The organism is Martinezella rhizogenes, from assembly GCF_000799715.1.
Lineage (GTDB): Bacteria > Pseudomonadota > Alphaproteobacteria > Rhizobiales > Rhizobiaceae > Rhizobium > Rhizobium rhizogenes_C.
The window spans coordinates 289,018-312,260 of record NZ_JUHG01000016.1; the positions used below are offsets into that span (position 1 = coordinate 289,018).

21 protein-coding genes are annotated in these 23,243 nt (G+C 60.3%); 8 read left to right on the top strand and 13 right to left on the bottom strand.

What is annotated here, in order from left to right:
* Positions 1 to 43 precede the first annotated feature (43 nt).
* The 9 genes from EX00_RS23710 to EX00_RS23750 form a co-directional block, all read right to left on the bottom strand.
* On the bottom strand, positions 44 to 271 hold the full coding sequence (locus EX00_RS23710; protein ID WP_004109844.1) for a F0F1 ATP synthase subunit C: 228 nt from the start codon (positions 269 to 271) through the stop codon (positions 44 to 46).
* A 68-nt stretch (positions 272 to 339) separates the two neighbouring features.
* Positions 340 to 1,092 (bottom strand): F0F1 ATP synthase subunit A, encoded by a 753-nt coding sequence (locus tag EX00_RS23715; protein ID WP_047463613.1) that lies wholly within the window; start codon positions 1,090 to 1,092, stop codon positions 340 to 342.
* A 79-nt stretch (positions 1,093 to 1,171) separates the two neighbouring features.
* The gene (locus tag EX00_RS23720; protein WP_047463616.1) at positions 1,172 to 1,516 is read right to left on the bottom strand and encodes an AtpZ/AtpI family protein; all 345 of its coding nucleotides are present in this window, start codon (positions 1,514 to 1,516) and stop codon (positions 1,172 to 1,174) included.
* Positions 1,517 to 1,828: 312 nt separating this feature from the next.
* Entirely contained in the window at positions 1,829 to 3,007 is a 1,179-nt protein-coding gene (locus tag EX00_RS23725; protein WP_047463618.1) for a cell wall hydrolase, read from the bottom strand.
* Positions 3,008 to 3,178: 171 nt separating this feature from the next.
* The gene (locus tag EX00_RS23730) at positions 3,179 to 5,044 is read right to left on the bottom strand and encodes a potassium transporter Kup (RefSeq protein ID WP_404944037.1); all 1,866 of its coding nucleotides are present in this window, start codon (positions 5,042 to 5,044) and stop codon (positions 3,179 to 3,181) included.
* A 53-nt stretch (positions 5,045 to 5,097) separates the two neighbouring features.
* Positions 5,098 to 6,075: a magnesium transporter CorA family protein gene (locus tag EX00_RS23735; protein WP_047463622.1), complete on the bottom strand. Its 978-nt coding sequence runs from the start codon at positions 6,073 to 6,075 to the stop codon at positions 5,098 to 5,100.
* Between the two features lie 410 nt (positions 6,076 to 6,485).
* The gene (locus tag EX00_RS23740) at positions 6,486 to 7,643 is read right to left on the bottom strand and encodes an Mrp/NBP35 family ATP-binding protein (protein WP_047463623.1); all 1,158 of its coding nucleotides are present in this window, start codon (positions 7,641 to 7,643) and stop codon (positions 6,486 to 6,488) included.
* 617 nt (positions 7,644 to 8,260) lie between these two features.
* Positions 8,261 to 9,001: a helix-turn-helix transcriptional regulator gene (locus tag EX00_RS23745; RefSeq protein ID WP_404944038.1), complete on the bottom strand. Its 741-nt coding sequence runs from the start codon at positions 8,999 to 9,001 to the stop codon at positions 8,261 to 8,263.
* Between the two features lie 318 nt (positions 9,002 to 9,319).
* Positions 9,320 to 10,057, bottom strand: coding sequence for an IclR family transcriptional regulator (locus tag EX00_RS23750; protein WP_080761323.1), 738 nt, complete (start codon positions 10,055 to 10,057; stop codon positions 9,320 to 9,322).
* 225 nt (positions 10,058 to 10,282) lie between these two features.
* On the opposite strand from EX00_RS23750, the gene EX00_RS23755 reads away from it, so the two are divergent.
* The 5 genes from EX00_RS23755 (at position 10,283) to EX00_RS23775 (ending at position 14,454) form a co-directional block, all read left to right on the top strand.
* Positions 10,283 to 11,053 carry an SDR family NAD(P)-dependent oxidoreductase gene (locus EX00_RS23755; protein WP_047463625.1) on the top strand — a complete coding sequence of 257 codons (771 nt, stop codon included), beginning with the start codon at positions 10,283 to 10,285 and terminating at the stop codon, positions 11,051 to 11,053.
* Entirely contained in the window at positions 11,053 to 11,985 is a 933-nt protein-coding gene (locus EX00_RS23760; RefSeq protein ID WP_047463627.1) for a 2-dehydro-3-deoxygalactonokinase, read from the top strand. The genes EX00_RS23755 and EX00_RS23760 overlap by 1 nt, the downstream gene beginning before the upstream one ends.
* Positions 11,985 to 12,620 carry a 2-dehydro-3-deoxy-6-phosphogalactonate aldolase gene (locus EX00_RS23765; RefSeq protein ID WP_047463629.1) on the top strand — a complete coding sequence of 212 codons (636 nt, stop codon included), beginning with the start codon at positions 11,985 to 11,987 and terminating at the stop codon, positions 12,618 to 12,620. Before EX00_RS23760 ends, EX00_RS23765 begins: the two co-directional genes overlap by 1 nt.
* Before the next feature lie 4 nt (positions 12,621 to 12,624).
* Positions 12,625 to 13,512, top strand: a complete 888-nt coding sequence (locus tag EX00_RS23770; RefSeq protein ID WP_047463630.1) for an SMP-30/gluconolactonase/LRE family protein — start codon at positions 12,625 to 12,627, stop codon at positions 13,510 to 13,512.
* A 321-nt stretch (positions 13,513 to 13,833) separates the two neighbouring features.
* Positions 13,834 to 14,454: a PRC-barrel domain-containing protein gene (locus EX00_RS23775; protein ID WP_047463870.1), complete on the top strand. Its 621-nt coding sequence runs from the start codon at positions 13,834 to 13,836 to the stop codon at positions 14,452 to 14,454.
* A 74-nt stretch (positions 14,455 to 14,528) separates the two neighbouring features.
* Here the strand turns inward: EX00_RS23775 and EX00_RS23780 are convergent, their stop codons facing one another.
* Complete coding sequence (locus EX00_RS23780) at positions 14,529 to 15,752, bottom strand: argininosuccinate synthase (RefSeq protein WP_047463632.1); 1,224 nt, start codon at positions 15,750 to 15,752, stop codon at positions 14,529 to 14,531.
* Between the two features lie 133 nt (positions 15,753 to 15,885).
* Between EX00_RS23780 and EX00_RS23785 the strand changes: the two genes are divergently transcribed.
* The gene (locus tag EX00_RS23785) at positions 15,886 to 16,353 is read left to right on the top strand and encodes an Lrp/AsnC family transcriptional regulator (protein ID WP_047463871.1); all 468 of its coding nucleotides are present in this window, start codon (positions 15,886 to 15,888) and stop codon (positions 16,351 to 16,353) included.
* 40 nt (positions 16,354 to 16,393) lie between these two features.
* Here EX00_RS23785 and EX00_RS23790 read toward each other — a convergent pair whose 3' ends face one another.
* Positions 16,394 to 17,719, bottom strand: coding sequence for a putative bifunctional diguanylate cyclase/phosphodiesterase (locus tag EX00_RS23790; protein WP_047463872.1), 1,326 nt, complete (start codon positions 17,717 to 17,719; stop codon positions 16,394 to 16,396).
* A 114-nt stretch (positions 17,720 to 17,833) separates the two neighbouring features.
* Entirely contained in the window at positions 17,834 to 19,576 is a 1,743-nt protein-coding gene (locus tag EX00_RS23795; RefSeq protein WP_047463634.1) for a response regulator, read from the bottom strand.
* A gap of 345 nt (positions 19,577 to 19,921) precedes the next feature.
* Between EX00_RS23795 and mutL the strand changes: the two genes are divergently transcribed.
* Complete coding sequence (gene mutL, locus EX00_RS23800; protein WP_047463636.1) at positions 19,922 to 21,739, top strand: DNA mismatch repair endonuclease MutL; 1,818 nt, start codon at positions 19,922 to 19,924, stop codon at positions 21,737 to 21,739.
* A gap of 83 nt (positions 21,740 to 21,822) precedes the next feature.
* Positions 21,823 to 22,053, top strand: coding sequence for a DUF2093 domain-containing protein (locus tag EX00_RS23805; protein ID WP_047463639.1), 231 nt, complete (start codon positions 21,823 to 21,825; stop codon positions 22,051 to 22,053).
* 25 nt (positions 22,054 to 22,078) lie between these two features.
* Here the strand turns inward: EX00_RS23805 and lpxK are convergent, their stop codons facing one another.
* Positions 22,079 to 23,176 (bottom strand): tetraacyldisaccharide 4'-kinase, encoded by a 1,098-nt coding sequence (gene lpxK / locus EX00_RS23810; protein ID WP_047463641.1) that lies wholly within the window; start codon positions 23,174 to 23,176, stop codon positions 22,079 to 22,081.
* Positions 23,177 to 23,243 lie beyond the last annotated feature (67 nt).

Consider the following 23,243-nt stretch of genomic DNA (forward strand, 5'->3'; position numbering starts at 1 on the left):
GCTCGCTGTCTCGCGAACCGTGATCTATTAGACGCCGCTGAAATCAGACGGCGAAGAGCAGAAGGAGAGCGATGAGCAGCGAGAAGATGCCCAGAGCTTCCGTAACGGCGAAACCGAATACCAGACGGCCGAACTGGCTGTCAGCGGCAGACGGATTGCGCAGTGCGCCGGACAGGTAGCTGCCGAAGATATTGCCGAGGCCGAGAGCCGTGCCGGCCATACCAAAGCAAGCCAAACCTGCGCCGATGAACTTTGCTGCTTCCGCGTCCATGTTGAACTCCTTTGAAATGGTTGTTGCGGTGAATGACTGACGCCCTGCAGACGCCAATGTCTTAATCCTTAGTGGCCGCCCGGATGGACTGCGTCGTTGAGGTACATGCAAGTCAGCACCGCAAAGACGTAGGCCTGAAGGAAGGCTACGAGGAACTCGAGACCGGTCAGGGCGACGGTCATAATGAGGGGAAGAATGGCACCACCGATGCCAAGCGCGCCAAGGGTTCCGAGCGAGGCGACGAAGCCTGCGAACACCTTGAGCGTGATATGGCCAGCGAGCATGTTGGCGAAAAGACGAACGGAGAGCGAAATCGGCCGGGACAGGAAGGAGATGATTTCGATGATCACCACCAGCGGCAGGAGAATGCCGGGAACGCCCTGCGGCACGAAGAGCTTGAGGAAGCCGAAGCCATGCTTGATGAAGCCGTAAAGGATGACCGTCAGGATGACCAGAAGTGCCAGCGCAAAGGTGACGATGATCTGGCTGGTAACGGTGTAGAAATAGGGAACCATGCCGAGCAGGTTGGCCGTCAGCACGAACATGAAGAGCGAGAAGACCAGCGGGAAGAACTTCATCCCCTTGGTTCCCGCCCCTTCTTTCAGCATCGAGGCAATGAACTCATAGGCCATCTCTGCGACCGACTGGGAGCGGCCCGGAATGACGCTGCGCGCCGAGGTGGCGAAATACAGGAAGCCGGCGGAAATCACTGCCGAAGCGACCATGAACAGCGAAGCATTGGTGAACGAAAAATCAATTCCGCCGATATCGATCGGGATAATCTTGAAGATCAGGAACTGATGGGTAGGACCGTTTGCCACCGCTTGTTCTCTTTCATTTTCCCGCTCGATCGAGCGGATGCCTCTCACCAGGAAACCACGCCTCAGCGCCGCCTCCGCCTCATTTTTTATCGAGCCCGTGCTTCTCGAGCATAGGTGTCGCCACCTTGCCCGCGGAGCGCAGAACATTCAGCACGCCGGCACAGAATCCGAGAAGCAGCAAAATAATCATGCCCCACGGCGCCGTACCAACAAAACGGTCGAAAACATAGCCCAAAACAGCACCAACGATGATCGCAGCGATAAATTCACTGGAAAGCTTCATTGCCTGGGCATAGCCTTTGCGGCTCACCTCGGCGCGAACTTCCGCGCGTTCATCATCTCTCATCTCGGCGCGCTTGCTTGCCAGCTCGGCTCCCAAGTGCTCCCGACGCTCTTCCAGACTTTCGTCGCGGTCGTCCGTCATGGTGATATCCTCCCCCTTTTCGCTGCGCGCAGTCCCATTTCCCCGGTCAACGCGTAAACGAACAGGAGGTTTCCCCACCTTTCGGCCCGTTTTGAAGTCGCGCGCAACATAGTTTTAGGAAAAAGCATAGTCAAGGCGTAGACGTCATCTGTCCAGCCATAAATTAGCCGAATTAAATCATAACCTTAGCGTGAAGGTGCGATGCAAGGCGAAATCTGAGCCGAAGAATCCTCTTCAGGCCGCGCATTACTGCGGCTTTTTTGCCTGCCGCCCATCACCTGCGGTGGCGGACAACCCTCTCCAGCAACCACTTCAACTCCAGCCGCCGCCATAGGTGCGATAGAAGATGTGCATGCCGATACGGCCGACCTTCACCATCTCCGCCGCCCATTTCGGCCTGACGTAGACCGCGTGATAGTGTGTGGCGGAACCGACTTCCGGCAACCAGATCTTGCCAGCGGTCACGGCCATCGCCACCTGACGGGCAATTCTCCAATGGTCCGTCGAATTGACCCGGTCCTTGACGTTGTCGCAAGCGAAGGAGAACTGGCAGGCATTGTGCCAGTCGTCATTCTGATAGACGACGCCGCAAATGGTCTTTGGATAGGCCGGATTGCGGACGCGGTTGAGGATGACCTGGGCGACGGCCGCCTGGCCCTTTACCGATTCCCCACGCGCCTCGAAATAGATGCCGGTCGCCAGGCATTGCTGCTCGTCGGAGGAAAAGACCGAGGGCGGCAAGACACTCGCGGCCCAGGCATGATCCTGTGGCCCAATCTGCGGCACGAAGCGACCGTCATTGTCCTGATCCTTGGCCAAAATCGAATCGAAGGGCGAAACATTGGCGTAGTCCGGCGACGGCGATGCATAGGCGGCGGCGAGAACATCGCCATCCTGGCTGGTCACTAGGCTCGCCAGATAGGATGGCACGCTGTCGTCCGGCTTCGGCGGCTGCTTCTTATAGAAGGCCGTGGCGATCTGGATTTCCTTGCCGCCCATTCTGGGCTTCAGGAAAGCGGTTCTGTCCCTGGTGTCAAACTCCGGGCGGAGCAACATGCTCTGACGCTGCAGCACGGAACCGGCGGAGAAATCCTTCGGCGGCTGCATCGGCGTAACGGCAACCACTCGGCTCTTCTTGTCCTCGCGATTGATGCGGTCTTCGTCCGGCCTGGGATCGCTCCCCTTCTGCTCCGACGTGAAGGCAACACGACCGCCGTCGGGCAGGACAAGACCGCCGTCACCAATGGCGGCCGCCGTCGATGCATCGCCGAAGGCAAGCTCGGCCTGATGCGTCGAGCCGGCCGGGGAATTGGTGATTACCATGCGCCAGTTGCTGCCGCCCCTATCGATGCCCGCCAGAAGGCCGGCAAGATCGGCATAGGCCGCGCTCGACGGAAAGACGAGCCACGCGCAAAACCCGAAGACGGCAGGAGACGTCCAGTTTTTCGGCACCAGGCCAAACTTGCGGAAAGCACGACGCGGACGAAACAATACCGGACTCCAAACGGCACTCGGGACTAGGAGCCGGAATAATCTCCCATTAACCTTGATGGATGGTTAATTCAGGCTTTTGCATGTCCACGAATACATTCGGAAAGATTGCAAGCAAAAGGCCCGGCGGAAATCCACCGGGCCTCTTTTAAGACAATGCTTTGGTTCGCATCAGATAATGACGTGCGAGCCCAATTCCACCACCCGGTTGGCCGGCAGGCGGAAGTAGTCGGAGGGATCGGTCGCGGCGTTGGCCAGCGCGATGTAGAGCCGGTCCTGCCAGTGCGGCATGCCGGATTTGGCGTCGGGCACCAGCTTGCGGCGGCCGAGATAAAAGGAGGTCGACATGATGTCGAACTTCAGCCCGGTCTTGCGGAGCGTCGCCAGCGCCTGCGAGACGTTCTGCGATTCCATGAAGCCGAAGCGCAGTTCGACGCGCGAGAAGCGGTCGGAAACCTTTTCGACCGAATAGCGGTCTTCCTGGGGCACGCGCGGCTTGTTGGTGGTGCGGATGGTCAGGATGACGTTCTTGTCATGCAGGACGTGGTTGTGCTTCAGATTGTGAAGAAGTGCGGCCGGCGCCGATTCCGGATCGCTGGTGAGGAAGATCGCCGTGCCCGGCACATGCGCCGGGGAATGATCGCTCTTGCGCTCGATCGAGCTGACGAAGGACGACAGCGGGATATCCGTATGCCGCGTCTTCTCCATCAGGATGGCGCTGCCGCGACGCCAGGTCCACATGATCACGGTGAAGGCGGTTGCGATCAGCACCGGAACATAGCCGCCGTCGTGGATCTTCAGCAGGTTGGCGCCGAGGAAGACGAACTCCAGCAATAGCAGCGGCGTCAGCACGGCAATCGCCATTGGCAGCGTCCAGTTCCAGCGAACCCGGACGAATTCGAAGGCCATGATCGAGGTAACGACCATGGCACCGGTCACCGAGATACCGTAGGCCGTTGCCAGCGCATCCGAGGTCTTGAAGCTCAGCACCAGGAAGATGACGCCGAAGAACAGCACGGCGTTGACCGAGGGCAGGAAGATCTGGCCGGTATTGGTTTCGGAGGTGATGAGGATTTCCATACGCGGCAGGAAGCCGAGATGGATAGCCTGGCGCGTCAGCGAGAAGGCGCCGGTAATGACCGCCTGGCTGGCGATGATCGTTGCCATGGTGGCGAGAATGACCACCGGCAGAAGCGCCCAATGCGGATACATCAGGAAGAACGGATCGGACATGGCGAGCGGCTCGCGCAGCACCAGCGCGCCCTGGCCGAGATAGTTCAGCGTCAGCGACGGAAATACCAGAACGAACCAGGCCCACTGGATCGGCCGCCGGCCGAAATGGCCGAGATCAGCATAAAGCGCTTCAGCACCGGTGACGGTCAGGAAGACCGCGCCGAGCACCACGACGCCCAGAAAGCCCTCGTTCATCAGAAAGTTGACCGCATACCAGGGATTGAGGGCCGCCAGGATGCCGAAATCATCGGAGATATGCATGATGCCGGCAATGCCCATGACGAGGAACCAGATCACCGTGATCGGGCCGAAGAAGCGCGCAACCGCGCCTGTGCCATGCGACTGGATGGCAAAGAGCAGTGCCAGGATCGCGACCGAGATTGGCACGATATAGTCCGACAGCGTCGGCGTGACCAGCTTCAGACCTTCGACGGCCGAAAGAACCGACAGGGCCGGGGTGATCATCGCATCGCCGAGAAAGAGCGCAGCACCCAGAAGTCCGAGAAGCATGAGAACGGCGGTATGGCCGTTCGCCGTCTTCATCAGCAGCGCCAGAAGCGACAGCGTGCCGCCTTCGCCGTCATTGTCGGCGCGCAGCAGAAAAAGGACATATTTCATGGTGACGATGATCGTCAGCGCCCAGAACATCAGCGAAACGAGGCTGATGACCTCACCACGCGTCAGGCCATCGGCGGCCACCGGCTTCAGCGCCTCGCGAAAGGCGTAAAGCGGGCTCGTACCGATATCGCCATATACAACGCCAACAGATCCGATGGCGAGGTAGGACAGTTTACGGATGCTCATTTTCCCGTCGGGAGAATGATGGGTTTCGTCAGACATTCAGGATCACTAGACTCTCAGAGCCAGCCTTTCCAGCGAAAAAAGAAAAACGGGACAACGGCGGACACCACCATCAACAACAACGATGCCGGGTAACCGTAGGCAAAACGCAATTCTGGCATGAGATCGAAGTTCATACCATAGATCGACGCCACAAGCGTCGGAGGCAGGAAAACCACGGAGGCGATCGAGAAAATCTTGATGATCGAGTTCTGCTCGATATTGATCAGGCCAAGCGATGCATCCAGCAGGAAGGTAATGTTGCCCGCCACGAAAGAGGCATGCTCCGAAAGAGACTGCACATCTCGCGAGACGTTGCGGCACAATTCCTTGGCCTCGCGGTCCTGCTGCATGGCAGGGATGGCATTGAGGAAGGTCAAAAGCCGCGACAATGAACTCAGGCTATCCCGCACCTTGCTGATCGTACGATGGTAGCCTGCAATGTCTTTCAGCTTCTCTTCCAGATAGTTCGCCGGACGACGTATTTTCTTCATGCGGTCGCCGAATACATGCGCTGACAATATATCGATGCCGGCGACCGTTTGTTCAAGAACCTCGGCGGTGCGATCGATAATTGTTTCGAGAAGTTTCGCCAGCAGCGAGATACCCGTCAGCCGATCTTGCTGAACTCGCTGCAGGGCGGCGATGAACAGTGCAAAGGATTTCGGCCGGGCATAGCGGATCGTGACCAGGCGATGCCCCGTCAGGATGAAGGCGACATCGGTCAGCGCCGGCAGATTGGTATCGGCCTTCCACAACAGCGAAGCCGTTAGGAAGACCGCGTCATTCTCGACATAGAGCCGGGCCGACGGCTCGATATCCTTCATATCCTCCCGGGTCGGAACCTCGAGCCCCAGCAGGCGCTCGATATTCGTCTCCTCTTCGCGCGACGGTTCGACCATGTCGATCCAGACGGCATTGTCCGGCAATTGGGCAAGCGTCGAAAGGTTTGCCAGTTCGAGCGAGGTACAGTCGGAACAGTAGGCCGTGATCAACGCATCGCTCCCGGCACCACGGAGACAAAGCTATAGCCAAGGCGCTTTATGCGCTCCGGCTGCAATCCTACCAATGGCCAATGAAGAAAGCTCATAAAACTCCGGGCGTATCCCGCCGATCCGGCTGGGAATCCGTGTCCATGCTGATTGCGCTGCTGTACCAATTCTTCGCTCGTCATAAACAACGCCGATCGCTCGGGCGAGACGAAGATACCATGCGGCGGGCGACCGTCATCCAATATGCCCGACCAAATTCACGTCGGCGGCGCATATGCAGCAAAGCGCGCAAAGAATCAAGCCACAACCCCTTCAATGCGCGTTTTCACGGCAACTTTCCGATTTGCGAAGTCATAGCACATGGCGCGTGCAAGGCAATCACACCGATCGTCGCCGGCACGAACCTTCACGAATTATTCAAAGACGATGGAGGGTGCGGCGCGCAGGGGCGTGTTGCTGACCTGCGCCCAGACCTTGGCGGCGATCTCGCGATAAATACCGGCGACGACGCCTTCGGGGTCGGAGGCGACCAGCGGCGTGCCGGCATCCGACGTCTCGCGGATGCCCATGGTCAGCGGCACTTCGCCAAGGAAGGGCACGCCGATGCGCTCCGCCTCCTTGCGCGCACCACCATGGCCGAAGATATCGTAGCGGGCGCCGGTGTCCGGAGCGATGAAATAACTCATGTTTTCAACGATGCCTAGGACGGGGACTTCCACCTTGCGGAACATGTTGAGGCCCTTGCGGGCGTCGATCAGCGCCAGGTCCTGCGGCGTCGAGACGATGACGGCGCCGGCCAGCGGCACCTGCTGCGCCATGGTCAGCTGCACATCGCCGGTGCCTGGCGGCATGTCGACGACGAGAACGTCGAGTTCGCCCCAGGCGACCTCGCGCAGCATCTGCAGCAGCGCCGACTGCACCATCGGCCCGCGCCAGATCATCGCCGTTTCCTCCTCGACAAGGAAACCCATCGACATGACCTTGAGACCGTAATTCTCCATGGGAACGATGATGCGGCCATCGATCTGTGACGGCTTGCCGGAGATCTTCAGGAGGCGCGGCATGGACGGGCCGTAGATATCGGCGTCCAATATGCCGACGCGCAGGCCGTTGGCCAGCAATCCAAGCGCCAAATTGACCGCTGTGGTCGACTTGCCAACCCCGCCCTTGCCGGAAGCAACCGCGATAATGGCGCCAACACCGGGAACGCCGATCTTGCCGGCGCGGGGCTGCTGTTGCGGAGCAGGCGCGTGGGAATGAGCATGGGCATGCGGCTGTGGTTGCGGTGGAGCGGGACGCGCCGTCGGTGCGCCGCCGGCTTTCTTGTCTGCGGTCAGCGCGACCATGGCACCCTTGACGCCGGGCATCTCCTTGATGACGCGCTCGGCGGCAAGGCGCATCGGCTCCAGATCCTTGGCGCGTTCGGCCGGAACGGTGATCGAGAAATACACCTTGGCGTCGGAAATGAAGACGTCCGACACCATGCCGAGCTCAACGATATTGTGCTCCAGGTCCGGTCCGCGAACGGTCCTCAGCGTATCCAGAACCTGTTCCTTGGTGATGCCAGCCATTCCATCCTCACTGCGCGATTTCCATCCTCAGCGCGCCTCATCGGGCAAACACTCCGGATCTCTCAGGCTTAGATAGTGGAGTGGCGGGGCTTCGCCAAACAAAATTGAGGGGAGGATCGACAAAAGTGGCTGAGTTCGTTGCGGCCGGCAGGTCCGCCGGGTTTTATAACCCTACCAGCCGCAACGCTCGCTTGGAGACGCAAAAGATTGCGGAGGCCGAGATAAAGCAAAGCTTGGTAAGGAATAGGGCAAGTTCACGGAAAACCGCTTCGCAATGTCCGTTGAACTCAAGGACGTGCCAAATAAGCAACAGCCGCCGCCGAGACCTGTCGCCGGGAGAGCAACGACACTGGTATCGACGACGGCTGCCTGATCCGCGCGCATTAATCGGCGCTGTTATCAAAGTCCCCTCTGGACCTCTGTATATTGCGAAGCAGAAAGCATGCCAGTTTCAGGAAATCGAAAAAACCGTTCATTTTCCGATAGTTGAATTGAGGTCATCAATTCCGACCCGCGGAGCACTGCAAATCATGCCAGCAAATTTTATAGGCAGCGCACAAAATTCGCGCAGAAAGCTGCCCGAATTCCGTTCGCTCTCGACCCAGTTCGTATGCGATCTATTTTATCAACCCGATGCGCAGCGCCTTGGCGACCGCCTGAGTACGGTTGACGGTATCCAGCTTCTTGGTGGCGCGGTTCAAATAGTGATTGACCGTATGTTCCGAGAGCGTGAGGATTTCGGCAATTTCGGCGCTGGTCTTGCCCGCCGCCGTCCAGTTCAGACAATCGATCTCGCGGTCGGTGAGCTTATCGACGATACGGACGTCAAGGTTGCGGATTTCAGCGAGCCTGTCGAAGACATGGATCGCGACATAGTAGAGGTCCTTGGTCTCCTCAGCCGTGAAGGGCTCGCGATCGCCCGAGAGTATGACAGCGCCGCGAATGCCGGATGCATCGTGGGTTGGCAAACAGATGCTCCGCGCCATCCGAAAACGTTCGAACAAAGAAGTCCTGAGCTGAATCTTGTTGTCGTCGCGATTGGTGTTTGCCTCGGTGTCGTAGACAAAGGGCAATGTCGAAACGCGCAGGCGCCGCGACACGGTGCTGTTGCGCAACAGACCTTCCTGATCGTAGACCGTCAGCAGTTCGGCCGGCCAGTTGTTGATCACCGAATTGCTCTGCAGTTCGAAGGACGTAAGCGACGGCAGGTTCACGACCATGAACGCCCGGCAACGATAGGCTTCGGTCAGGCGCTTCATGAAACGAAAAACGTCGAACTGGGTTTTCAGACCGGCAATTTCATCAATGTAATCTTCACCGCGAGGGGACCGTCCCACCTGCACCAATGCTGCCATCATCAGTCTTCTTTATGTAAAAGAGAGAACGGGGAAACTCGAAATCACCGCCTCCTGGCCCCGGATTACCGTACGAACGTCGACAAGCTGGCGTTCGACGAAATAAACGAGATCTCGCCCGCTGCGGCACTGGTTACGGCGGCGCCCGATAAAGCATTTCACCAAACTCCCCGAGGATGGCATGGGCACTTGTAGAGAAATGCAGACCATCGGCACATCTCTACAAGTAATACAGAATAAACGTGTAAACCGGCCAAGGTCCAGTGCACGTAAACGTTAAATCAATCGATTTCGCATGACTATCGAGGAAAATCGACAAAACTAGCGCTTCGGACCCAGCCGGCTGTGCATATCCTGCATGATGGAGGTTGCAGCCACCCTGACCAGGGGCGCCCATTCCTCTAATTTTTCCGTTGTGACGCGATAAGCCGGTCCGGTCACCGAGACACCGGCCAGCATATTGCCGTCATCAGAGCGAATCGGCGCGGCAACGCAGCATATGCCGCTCTCATGCTCCTCGCGGTCAAAGGCATAACCACGCGCCCTGATGACGGCGATATCGGCAAGAACAGCCGCCACGTCGCGATGGGTATGCTCGGTATAGGCGTGAAACTGAAGACCGGCGAGGCTTGCCTCGATGCTGCTGTCATCCAGCACGGAAAGCGCCGCCTTGCCGACGCCGGTGCAATAGGCCGGCGAGGCGTTGCCGATCTGCGAGTACATGCGCACGGACTGCCGGCCCTCGACCTTGTCGAGATAGATAACCTCGATGCCGCGTAGGACGCCGAGGTGTACGGTTTCCCCGGTCCGCTCCTGCAGAAGCCGCAGATGCGGATCCGCAATCGCGCGGAATTCATTGCGCGCCCAACTTCGCGAGGCTAGACTCAACAGTCTGATGCCGGGCAGATAACGTCCATCGCGATCAATCTCCAGCAGCCCCTCCTCGACGAGGTGCGACAATTGCCGGTGCAGCGTGCCGCGCGGCTGGTCCGATAGAGATAGAATGTCGGTGAAGCGCATGGGATAGTCGGCGAGTGCGACGAGATCAAGCAGCGTCATGAGCTTGCCGAGCGTGCCGGTTTCCCGAACGCGATGGACATTGCCGATGATATCGTCCTGCTTCACATTCACGATCGCCTCATTGCGTCCTCGGCGCACCGTCACGTCCTTGACATGGCTGAAGCGTAATCCGATAATTCCACATAGTCAAATCCGGTTCCGAATAATGGAACTATCAGCAAAGAAACACCAGAATCTATCACCGATCCAGGGAGGGAGAGGAATTTGACCGAGGCACAGGCACAATTTCCCGATCTGAAGGATCGCACCGTCCTGATCACCGGCGGTGGCTCCGGCATCGGCGCGGCGCTTGTCGAGGCTTTCGCGCAACAGGGCGCCAAGGTCGCCTTCATCGACATTGCCGAGGAGCCGAGCAAGGCGCTTGCCGCCAGGCTGTCAGCGCAATCGGCGCATCCCGTCGCCTTCTATCATGCCGACCTGCGTGATGTCGGCAATATCAAGAGCACGGTTGCCGCCGTCGAGTCCGATCTCGGCTCGATCGGCGTGCTCGTCAACAATGCCGCCTGGGACGATCGCCACGACTTCGATACGACGACCGAGGAATACTGGGACAACAGCCAGGCGATCAACCTCAAGCAGGTCTTCTTCGTCTCACAGGCGGCGGCACCCGGCATGAGGGCATCCGGCGGCGGATCGATCATCAATTTCTCTTCGATCGTCATCAAGATGAACCAGCCTCAGCTTTCCTCCTATGCGACCGCCAAGGCAGGCGTCATTGGCCTCACCAAGAGCCTCGCCGGTCGTCTTGGCCCGGAAAACATCCGCGTCAACGCTGTTCTGCCGGGCATGGTCGTTACCGAACGGCAGATGGAACTCTGGCTGACCGAGGACGGTATTGCCAAGACAATCGAGCGCCAATGCCTCAAGCATGTTCTGAAGGCCGCCGATCTGGTCGGCCCTACTCTCTTTCTCGCATCCAACTGCTCGGGCAGCATCACCGCGCAGTCCATCATTGTCGACGGAGGCATTTTCTAATGACAAGGCCCGCATATGTAGCGGTAGACTGGGGCACCAGCAGTTTTCGGCTGTGGCTGATCGGCGAGGACGACAGCGTTCTTGCCGAGCGGCGCAGCGGCGAAGGCATGACATCGGCGGCGCAGGCCGGCTTTGCCCAAGTGCTGCAGTCGCATCTGACCGCCCTCTCCGCCCCGGACGATCTTCCCGTTATCGTGTGCGGCATGGCCGGGGCGCGCCAGGGCTGGGTGGAAGCCGGCTATATCGACACGCCGACCTCGCTTGCCGCCATTCTCACCGGCGCCGTCTCCGTGCCGGGTCAAACGCGCGACGTCCGCATCCTGCCGGGCCTGGCGCAGCGCGCCAAGGATGTGCCTGACGTCATGCGCGGCGAGGAAACGCAATTGCTCGGTGCCCTCAAGGCCGATGTCAAGGGCGAGCAGATCGTCTGCATGCCGGGCACGCATTCGAAATGGGTGCGCGTGGTCGACGGCCAGGTCACCGGTTTTTCCACCTTCATGACCGGCGAGCTGTTCGACGTCATTACAAAGCACAGCATCCTCTCCCACGCGGTTGCCGGCGCTGCCGACATGCCGGCCGACAGTGCCGTCTTCGAAGCCGCGATCAAGGCCGCCTTCGAGAGACCAGCGCTTGCCACCAACCTGCTCTTCACCGCCCGTGCCGGCCAGCTTCTGCATGGCCTGACGGCGGCTGGTGCGCAGGCGTTGATTTCCGGCACGCTGATCGGCGCCGAAATTGCTGGCGCCTTGTCGTCGGCCGGCCAAGGGGCAACGATTACCCTTGTCGCCTCCGGACGCCTACAGGCACTCTATGAGGATGCTTTCCGCATCCTGTCCCTCACCTATACGACTGTTGACGCCGATGCCGCTGTCCGCCGTGGGCTTTCCGCCGCCGCCAAGGCAATCTGGCCGAACAACGAAAGAACAAGCTGATGACGACCCGTGTTCCCTTCCCTTCGATGAAGCGCCCTCTCATCGCCATTCTCCGTGGCATCAAGCCGGAAGAAACCGCCGATATCGTCGGCGCGCTGATCGAGGCTGGCCTGACAGCCATCGAAATTCCGCTGAACTCGCCGGAGCCTTTCCGCTCGATCGAGATCGCCGCCAAGCTGGCGCCCGCCGATTGCCTGATCGGCGCTGGCACGGTACTGACCGTCGAGGATGTCGACCGGCTGGACGCCGCCGGCGGCAAACTGCTGGTGACACCGAATGTCGAGCCGGCGGTCATCAGCCGCGCCCGCGACAAGGGTATGGTGACGATGCCCGGCGTCTTCACCGCGACGGAAGCGCTTGCCGCCGCCCGCGCAGGTGCCACGGGCCTTAAATTCTTCCCGGCAGGCGTGCTCGGCGCCTCCGGCATCACCGCCATCCGCGCCGTGCTGCCGCCAGAGCTCGTCATCGCCGCGGTCGGCGGCGTTTCGGACAAGAATTTCGCCGATTACACCAAGGCCGGCATCCTGGCATTCGGTCTCGGCACCAGCCTCTACAAGCCGGGAATGACGACGACAGAGGTTGCCGAACGCGCCAAGGTGACCATTTACGCCTATGACGCCGCCGTAGGAGCTTGAGCATATGACCGCGATTCACGATTTCCAGGGCACCATTCTCTCCGACACCGCTTCGGTGCTGGGCGAAGGGCCGACCTATGATCCGGATACCGATACGGTCTGGTGGTTCAACATCCTTGGCAAGGAGTTGCACGAGCTGCATCTTTCGACCGGCAAGAAGGAAGTTCATGACCTCCCGATGATGGCGAGCGTGCTTGCCCGCATCGACGCCGGACGGCAGCTGATCGCCACCGAAGAGGGCCTGTTCCTTCGCGACGTGGCGACCGGCGAACTGACCTTTTATGCCGCCATCGAAGCGGACAAGCCGGAGAACCGCTCCAATGACGGGCGCACGCATATCTCCGGTTCGCTCTGGATCAGCACCATGGGCAAGCGCGCCGAAATGCATGCTGGCGCCATCTATCATGTCGCCGGCGGCAAGGTGACGAAGATCTTCGATCAGATCAGCATCCCGAACTCTATCTGCTTTTCGCCGGACGGCACGATCGGTTACTTCAGCGATACCCGCATCAGCCAGCTGATGCGGGTACTGGTCGACCCATCGACCGGACTTCCGGTCGGCGAGCCCATCGTCATGGTCGATAGCATGGACGATCCCGGCGGCATCGACGGCTCGGTCTGCGATGCGGACGGCTATATCTGGAACGCGCGCTGGGGCTCCGGCTTCGTCGACCGCTACAGCCCAGACGGCCTGCGTATCGAACGCTACCGCGTGCCCGCCATGCAACCCTCCTGCCCGGCCTTCATCGGCAAGAATGGTGATCGCCTGGCGGTAACAACAGCCTGGGAAGGCCTGGACGAAGATGCCCGCTCGACGCAGCCGCAGGCCGGAGCGCTTCTCGAACTCGGCCTGACGGTGAACGGTGTTTTCGATCCGGTCTACAAGATCTGATCGAGCCGCACCTTCTCTCCGCCTCCCTACAGACAAGGCGGAGAGATTGGGACTTGCAGCGCGCGCAGAGAGCACCTTGAGACCGTTATGGTCGGCGCATGGATGCATCATCCCGGTTGCGGCGAACTATCATTAACTATCTAATTTTAAGTTTTATTTTTATCGAACCGGGATGGTGCAGCGCCGTTTTCTGCAACTTTTGCCGGAACCAAACCTCCTTTCGGTCATTTTCCTTAACGAACCGGCATGGTGATGGTTAGCCAAAACGTGGTGCCGCCCAAGCCGGCGAACATGCCCATCAGAATGAAAGGTAGGTTCACGATGACCGGCAAATTGTTCACATCCGTCGCTGCTGGCGCGGTCTTTGCCACAGCATCGGTTCTTTCGCCGATGGCCTTCGCCCAGGCGCAGCAGCCATCCGATAACAACGCGCAGCCGACACAGACCGCCCCGGCAACGCCTGATGTCACCAAGCCTGCACCCCAGATGCCGCAGAACGATGCCCAGGCGCCAGCTCCGGCACCGACCACCACCACAGCGCAGGCCGGTGGCTATCTGACCGAACAATCGGCAGACCAGATCAGCGCCAGGACCTATATGGGCCAGTCGGTCTATAATGGTCAGAATGAAAGCATCGGCAGCATCAACGACCTGGTCCTGATGAAGCAGGGCGGCGTTGTCGCCGCGGTCGTCGGCGTCGGCGGTTTCCTTGGCATGGGCCAGAAGAACGTCGCCGTTCCCTTCGAGAAGATCACGGCGACACAGAATGCCGAGGACGGCACCATCAAGCTGACGACCACCGAAACGGCCGACACGCTGAAGTCTGCCCCTGAGTTCAAGACACTTGCGGCGCAGGCCGCCGAAAAGGCCGCACGGATGCCGGCAACCGCTGCGGTGCCCGGAACCGACAGCACGACGACCTCGTCAACGACCAACAAGTGACGAAGGTTCTCGCACCATTGAGAAACGGCGGCCCGCATGGGGCCACCGTTTAGCATGCACGACAGGTTGGGCCTTCAATTTCCCAACTTCTGACTACGCGCCGCCAAAGTCTTCAGTCGCAGCCCATTGAGCTTGATGAAGCCCTCTGCGTCGTGATGATCGTAGCTGCCCGACCCCTCCTCGAACGTCACCAGATCCATTGAGTAGAGCGAATTGGGGGAGCTGCGCGCAATCACGCTCACCGAGCCCTTATGCAGCTTTACCGTCACCTCGCCGGCAACATGGGTCTGACTCCAGTCGATCAGCGCCTGCAACATTTCCCGCTCCGGTGCATACCAGAAACCGTTATAGATCAGCTCGGCATAACGCGGCATGATCTCGTCCTTCAGGTGAGCCGCACCACGGTCGAGTGTGATCGATTCGATTCCACGATGCGCGGCAAGCAGGATCGTGCCGCCCGGTGTCTCGTAGACCCCGCGCGATTTCATGCCAAGGAACCGGTTCTCGACCAGATCGATCCGCCCTACACCATGCTTGCCACCCAGTTCATTGAGCCTGGTCAGCAACGTCGCCGGCGACAGCTTGACGCCGTTGAGAGAAACCGCGTCACCCGTCTCGAAGCCGATGGTGATGATTTCGGGCACGTTAGGCGCGTCCACGGGATCGACCGTGCGCTGATAGACATAGTCCGGCGCGATATCGGCCGGATCTTCCAGAACCTTGCCCTCGGACGAGGTGTGCAACAAATTCGCGTCGATCGAAAACGGCGCTTCGCCGCGCTTGTCCTTGGGGACCGGGATCTGGTTCCGTTCGGCATACTCAATGAGATGCGTGCGGGACTGAATATTCCATTCCCGCCACGGCGCGATGACCTTGATGGACGGATCGAGCGCATTGACGGTCAATTCGAACCGGACCTGATCATTGCCCTTGCCGGTGGCGCCATGGGAAATGGCATCGGCCCCCACTTCCTGGGCGATCCTAACAAGATGCTTTGCGATAAGCGGACGGGCAATGGAGGAACCGAGCAGGTATTGGCCTTCGTACACCGTGTTGGCGCGGAACATCGGGAACACAAAGTCACGCACGAATTCCTCGCGCACATCGACGATGCGGATGTCCTTGATTCCGAGCATTTCAGCCTTCGCGCGCGCTGGTTCAAGCTCCTCGCCCTGACCCAGATCGGCGGTGAACGTCACTACCTCGCATTTATAGGTCTCCTGCAGCCATTTGAGGATGATCGAGGTGTCCAGGCCGCCCGAATAGGAGAGCACGATCTTCTTGATATCTTTGACCATGAGTGATTTTCGTTCCCAGTTTAATTGTCTTGGAACGATAGGCCAAAGCTGGCGCAATTGGCTTGCGAAGACAGTCGCAAGCTTGCATAATGTTGGCATATTATAGCGTCTGTATCGGATATAGGAGCAGATGATGCCACCAACACTCGACGCTATCGATCGGCGCATACTTCGCGCGCTTCAGCGCAATGGGCGAATTCCGAATGTCGAGCTGGCCAAGGAAGTGGGGCTTTCGCCCTCACCCTGCTTGCGCAGAGTACGGCTGCTGGAAGAATCGGGCGTCATCGATCGCTATGTTGCCGTGCTCGATCCGGCAAAGGTCGGCATGGGACTTACCGTGTTCGCTCGCGTTTGGTTCAAAACGCAGGACGCCGAGATTACCCATCAGTTCGCGGAGGCAGTCAGAAAGTTCCCCGAGGTCGTCGAATGCTACCTGACGACCGGTGAATGCGACGCCATCATGCGGATCGTAACCGCCGATCTCCACAGCTATTGGCGCTTCCAGGCCGATCATCTGACGCGCATACCCAGCGTCCAAAGCGTCAAGACCGATGTTCCGATGGAAACGATCAAGCAGGGCCACGAACTGCCATTGCCATAGGTTTGACGACACGCTGAGGCGCGCGCCGTCTGGCTCGTGATCAATTTCCGTGGAGATAGCGTAGAGTGGCGGTGCTATCGACGGGCTTGCCGTAATAGTAGCCCTGCCCCATGGCGCAGCCGAGCGATTTGAGTTTGGCCGCCTCGGCATGATCCTCGATGCCTTCCGCGACGACTTCGAGGTCGAGCCCCTCACACATGGCGAGAACCGCCTTGACGATGTGTTCGGACGCGCGGTCCGAATTGATACGCGAGACGAAGGCGCGGTCGATCTTGACCTTGTCGAAGATGAATTCGCGCAGGCGGCCAAGGCTGGATTGGCCGGTGCCGAAATCGTCCAGAGAAATGCGCACGCCGGCGGCCCTAAGGTCGGCGATAATACGATTTGCGGTTTCGGCCGAGCTCATGACGGCGGTTTCGGTGATTTCCAGCTCCAGACGATGCGGATCCAGCCCGACGCGACCGAGAATGGCAAGGATGCTGCTGCTCGTGCCGGGATCCATCAGTTGCGCCGAGGACAGGTTGAAGGAGAGGAACAGCTCACGCGGCCAGGAGAGTGCCGCCTCCGCTGCCTTGCGCAGCAAGGTCTCGGAGAGGGCATCGATGAAACCGCGCTCCTCGGCGAGCGGCACGAAGACGGCGGGCGAGACGAAGCCGAGATCGGCGTCGTTCCAGCGCGCCAGGGCCTCGAAACCGAGAACCGCACCGTTGGCAAGCGAGACGATCGGCTGGAAATGCACGTCGATAGCATCCGAGATGATGGCATTGCGCAGCGCCTGTTCGAGCTGTGTCGCGCGCTTCATCTCCTGGGCGATTTCCTTGGAATAGACGGTGATCTGACCACGGCCGCGACGCTTGGAGCGATAGAGCGCGGTCTCGGTGTTTTTCAGCAGATCGTCAAATTCCTCGCCGGCAAAGGGATAGATGGCAAAGCCGAAAGAGGCGGACAGGCGAACGTTGCGATCGCCGAGATCATAGGGGGCCGACAGCACTTCGCGGATCATCTGGCCGAATTTCTCCGCGCCGACGCGCTCGAAGACCAGCGGCAGCACGAAAGCGAATTCGTCGCCGTCATGACGCGTCACGGTGGCGCCGTCGGGAATGCAGGCCTTGAGGCGGTGGGCGACCTGACACAGGATCTCGTCGCCGGCCTCGACGCCGAAGAGGTCGTTGATTGGCTTGAAGGAATCGAGATTGACGATGCCGATGGTAAAGGGGGCGGGATCGCTGGCGCGCTCGACCGAAAGCAGCCGCGCACGGTCGCGCATGCGGTGGCGGTTACCCAAACCCGTCAGCGGATCGGTATAAGCCATCGCCTGCAACTCGTTCTGACTGACTGTCGCGAGCGGTATTTCAGCCGATTTCATGTTCAGTCCCGACATTTTCTCCACCCGCAAAAGAGCATGACGGCGAAGTCTTAACAAAGGATGGCGGGGCTCCGGTCATTCCAAACGGACAATATCTCTTCATCGAGGCAGCAACTACGAGACCTGCCTGGCTAGAGCGTTACGGCCACCACGCATGTGCTTCTGGAACACGGTCTCGAGAATATCCGGGCTGACGGGCTTCAGGATGACATCGTCCATGCCGGCATCGGCGCATTCGTTGCGGTCACGCTCGAAAGCCTGGGTCAGCACGCCGATGATCGGCGTGTGCGATCCGCTGTCTTTTTCGGCATTGCGGATCAGCCGCGCTGCCTCGAAACCATTGAGGCCCGGCAGGGAAATATCCATCAGGACCAGCTCCGGACGATGCTCGCTCCAGAGCCGCACGGCCTCGTCGCCGCTCGGGGCGATCATGTAGCGGTAACCGAGCCCCTCTAAAATCTGCGAGAAGACGATCTGATTGATGTCGTTGTCCTCTGCGACCAGGATCTGCAAGCCGTGCTCTTCGCCGCCAGCCGTGATCTGCCAGTCCTCCACCCCGCCTTCGGCACTCTCGCCCGGCTTGCGGCGGATATTGCGGTTGAAGTGCCGCGCAATCAGGAAGGTGAGTTCAGAGGCAAGCTGTGAGCCATCCAGCGACAGCGCCGGGATACTCTGACGCTCCGCCAGTTCGACGCCGCGATTGCCGAGCTGGTTGTCGACGATCACCAGATCGATCTTGACCCCGAGGGAACTCGCAACATCCAGGAACGCCGCCTCCTCGTTTTCATTGTGGACCGAGCAGGTGTCGAAGCCGTATTTGGCGAGCATCTTCAGCGCGGCCGTTTCAGCTGCGAGATCGCTGGTCACCACCAGGATCTTGCGGCCGGAAAAATTCTCGGGAACGAAGGTCTCCATGGCCGGAGGGCGGCGCGATATGGTCTGAAGCGCCGCCATCGGCACATAGGCGCGCCGGTAGGAGCGATCGCCATTCTCCTTGATCTCCGAGGCGAGCGCGAATTCGTCGAAATCGGCTCCGTCCTTCGGCAGGTCCTGCATGGTGGCAATGAGGAAATAGCGGCCGGGCTTGCCGATGCGCTGCTTTCTGGTGACAACGTCGCGCTCGATGCCGTCGCGTGAGATCTGCCGCTGGTGCGTGATTGACATTTCGCCGGTCTCGATGACATGCCGGTCGCTTTCCTCGAAGCGGTTGGCAAGGTCGGTGGAGAAGAGATCGGCGCCCTTGCGGCCCAGCACCTCCTCCGGCGTGGTCTGGTATTTGTCGCTGAACGCCCTGTTGACCGCGACATAGACCATGTTGCAGTCCTTGACGAAGAGCGGAAACGGCAGGTTGTCGAGAATATCCTCGGTGAGCTGCACGCGCTCCATATCGATGCGCCACTGCTCCTCACGTTTTTTCACCTCGGAAATATCCGAAAGGATGCAGACGCCGAACCCCGATGGCAGCCGGCGCTTGACGAAGCGGACCCAGCGATCCGCGCCGAGGCGCTCCGTCGTCTCGAACCGCTCGCGCCAATGAGAGGCAATGCACTGCGAGATCCAATCGTCGCGCGTCATCGTCGATTTCGCCTGGCCGTTCGGATGCCGCATGCCGGTATCGAAGACCGCGCCGAGATAATCCCGCAGTCGGGTCGACGGTTGCAGGAATTGCGGCGGGATCGGGAAGAAATTCAGGACCTGGCGGCTGGCGAACAGCAACAGGTCGTTCTTGTCATAGACGAGGACGGCGCTGGAAAGTCCATCGCAGACGGCATCGAACAGCGCCGCCTGCAGATTGCCGTCCGACGGCACATCTTCAGTCATCACTGCAAAGGCTGCCTTGCCAATCTCGGCAGTCATTCGTCCGCTTCCTACATCTATCCGATTACGGCACGCCAAAGCTTAAGAGCCGCGACAGCTCTCAAGATCAATTTGTGGAGACATCATGCTGGCATGGGTACTTGAAACAGGCGGAAGCCGGCTCATGAAGAAATGACGGCCACCAACCTGCCGCCAAGAGCCGTATGCGCGCAAAAAGCGCGCCGCCTGCAATCATTTCAAGTTTTCCAAGGGCAACGTGTCATCTTTCCCTTAATCATTGATTAAATTTATGAACAAAGTCCCCCCAACCTGAATCGGGTGGATGACCAAAGGCGAACAGCGATTTCTCTTTCCAGTTCGCCCCGAATCCACGAAAATGCAAAGATGACCATCAAACAACTCTCGGAAACCCTGATCAACCAGATCGCCGCCGGCGAAGTCATCGAGCGACCGGCGAGCGCTGCCAAGGAACTGATCGAGAATGCGTTGGATGCCGGCGCAACCCGCATCGAAATCGCGACGGCCGGTGGCGGCAAGGCGCTGCTGAGGGTCAGCGACAACGGCTCCGGCATGGAGCAGGCGGATCTTGAGCTTGCCATCAAGCGGCACTGCACCTCGAAGATTTCCGATACGCTGGACGATATTCGCACGCTCGGTTTTCGCGGCGAGGCCCTGCCCTCCATCGGCTCGGTGGCGCGGCTGTCGATCGCCAGCCGCAGGATCGGCAGCGCCGGCGGCGCCGAGATCGCGGTGGCGGGCGGCAAGGTGCTGCATCTGCGCCCGGCAGCGGCCAATCCGGGCACGATCGTCGAGGTGCGCGACCTGTTTTTTGCGACCCCGGCGCGGCTGAAATTCCTGAAGACCGAGAAGGCCGAGGCAGCGGCGATCACCGAAGTCGTCAAACGCATGGCGATTGCCTTTCCGCAGGTGCGCTTCGTGCTCTCCGGCAGCGACCGCTCGACGCTGGAATTTCCGGCGACCGGCGACGACCGTCTCGCCCGCATGGCGCAGGTACTTGGCAAGGACTTTAAGGACAATGCGATCGAGCTTGATGCTGCCCGTGAGGATGTGGGTCTTACCGGCTTTGCCGGCGTGCCGACCTTCAATCGCGGCAACTCGGCGCATCAATACGCCTTCGTCAACGGCCGGCCGGTGCAGGACAAGCTGATCCTGTCGGCGATCCGTGGTGCCTATGCCGAGACCATCCCGTCTGGGCGCTATCCCATCGCCGTCCTGTCCATCACGCTCGATCCAGCCCTTCTCGACGTCAACGTGCATCCGGCGAAATCCGATGTCCGCTTCCGCGATCCAGGCCTGGTGCGCGGTCTGATCGTCGGCGCCATTCGCGAGGCTTTGGCGCGCGAGGGCGATCGCGCCGCCACAACAGGCGCCGACGGCATGCTGCGCGCCTTCAGCCCCGGCTTCCAGCCGGGGTGGCGGCCCTCCGCTCCGAGCACGCCCTGGACGCCCGAGGCTTCGCCATCGCGGCCCTATCAGCCCACGGCCAACGGTTATGGCTTCAGGGAACGGCCGCAAGCCGCCTTTGACGGCCTGACCATGCCGACCGCCCGGGCCGAGAGCGCCTCGCCGATCGAACCTGTCCGCATGGAAGAACCAGCCCGGTTCCCTCTTGGGGCGGCCCGCGCGCAACTGCATGAGAATTACATCGTCGCGCAGACCGATGACGGTCTCGTCATCGTCGATCAGCATGCGGCGCATGAGCGGCTGGTGTTCGAGGAGATGCGCAAGGCGCTGCATTCCAAGCGCCTGTCCTCGCAGGTCCTTCTCATTCCCGAGATCATCGACCTGCCGGAAGAGGATTGCGACCGGCTGATGGTATTTGCCGACGAGCTGGGCGAGCTCGGCCTTGCCATCGAACGCTTCGGCCCCGGCGCGATCGCCGTGCGCGAGACGCCGGCCATGCTCGGCGAAGTGGATGCGCAAGGGCTGGTCCGGCAGTTGGCCGACGAAATCGCCGAGTGGGATACGGCCTCCGGTCTTGCCGCAAAGCTCGAATATGTCGCCGCCACCATGGCCTGCCATGGCTCGGTACGCTCCGGGCGGCGGCTGAGGCCGGAAGAGATGAATGCGCTCCTACGCCAGATGGAGGCAACGCCGGGCTCGGGCCAGTGCAATCACGGCCGACCCACCTATATTGAGCTGAAGCTCTCAGACATCGAACGGCTGTTCGGACGAAGCTGAGCGCCGGTATCGCCAAAAGAGCTGGAAAAATCCGGTCGGGCGCGTTATGGCAAACAAGTGATAAAGATTGAGGACGACAGCAGATGAATCTTTTTGAGGGACACGGAAACCGCGAGGCGAAGGTTCGCTATCTCGACGGCGATTTCCAAATCCTCATGCCGGGCTCCTATGTCGTTTGCGCCATGACCGGCCGGCATATCGCGCTTGATGAGCTGCGCTATTGGAGCGTCGCCCGGCAGGAGCCCTATGCCGACGTGATGTCGTCGCTCGAAGCCGACAAACGCGCCGGCGTGCTTCCGAACCAGAAGCGGTAGTCTCACCTTCCCCGGCCGCGCGGCGCTATAGCGCCTCGCGCCCCTCATCCGCCCTGTCAGGCTCCCCGCTGGGGAGAAGGGGTTTTCCGGCCCAACCTTCCCGCAGGCGGCGCTCCCGTGCCGCTGCAATCGCCCGGTCGATGATCAGCTCCGGCGCGTGAGGGTCATCGAAGACCATCGCGATTTCGATGACGCGGCAGCGTGCCAAGAGTTCGTCGGCCCGACCGTGGTGACCGATCAGGCGGACATAATCCTTCGAGGTGGTGACGATCTCGAGACCGTCATGCGCGGCGATGTCGAGAATATCAGCAATATCGTCGTCGCCGGGATGTTCGTGATCGCCGAAGGTACGGCGCACGGCGATGTTGGCGCCCAGTGACTCGACCGTGCGAAAGAACTTGGCGGGATCGGCGATGCCGGCAAAGGCGAGCACCTTGCGCCCGCGCAGATCCTCCTGCCCCAGCACCTTGATCGAGGCGGAGAAGAATGGTTTCCCGGCTCTTGCCGCCAGCCGCACGATCCGGTCGGCGGCGTTGCCATCGCCGACTTTCAGCAGCGCCGAGGTGTAACCCAACTGCGTCCGCAGCGGCGCGCGCACCGGACCGCCGGGAACGAGATGCCCGTTACCGATGCCTCGCGTGGCGTCGATGACGACCAAGGCGTAGTCGATGGCGAGCTGCGCGCTCTGGAAACCGTCATCCATGATGATCAGATCCGCGCCTTCGCGCACCAGTCGCTCCGCGCCCTCGGCGCGGCGGCGCGCGATCACCGTCAGCGCCTCGCGGGCGAGCAGCAGCGGTTCGTCGCCAACCGCGGTCGCGTGATGATCATCGGGATCGACCACCGTCGTCACGTCGAGCGAACCGCCATAGCCACGACTGAGGAAGCCGGGTTTCAAACCCTTGGCCTTGGCGGCGCGCGCAAGCGCCAGCGCCGTCGGCGTCTTGCCGGCGCCGCCGACCGTGAAATTGCCGACGCAGATGACTGGCACCGGAACGGAGGCGCGGCGGCCATGCACCATGCGATGGCCGGCCACGCGGCCGTACAGGAAGGAAAAGGGCGAAAGCCCCCAGGCCCGCCAATCCGGCTTCCGCCACCAGAACGGCGGTGCTTCCGATACCATGCTCTAATCCCGTCTCGCGCCGACTATTGCCCATACGATCCCGGCAAGGCGGCAAGAAAGGGCAGAT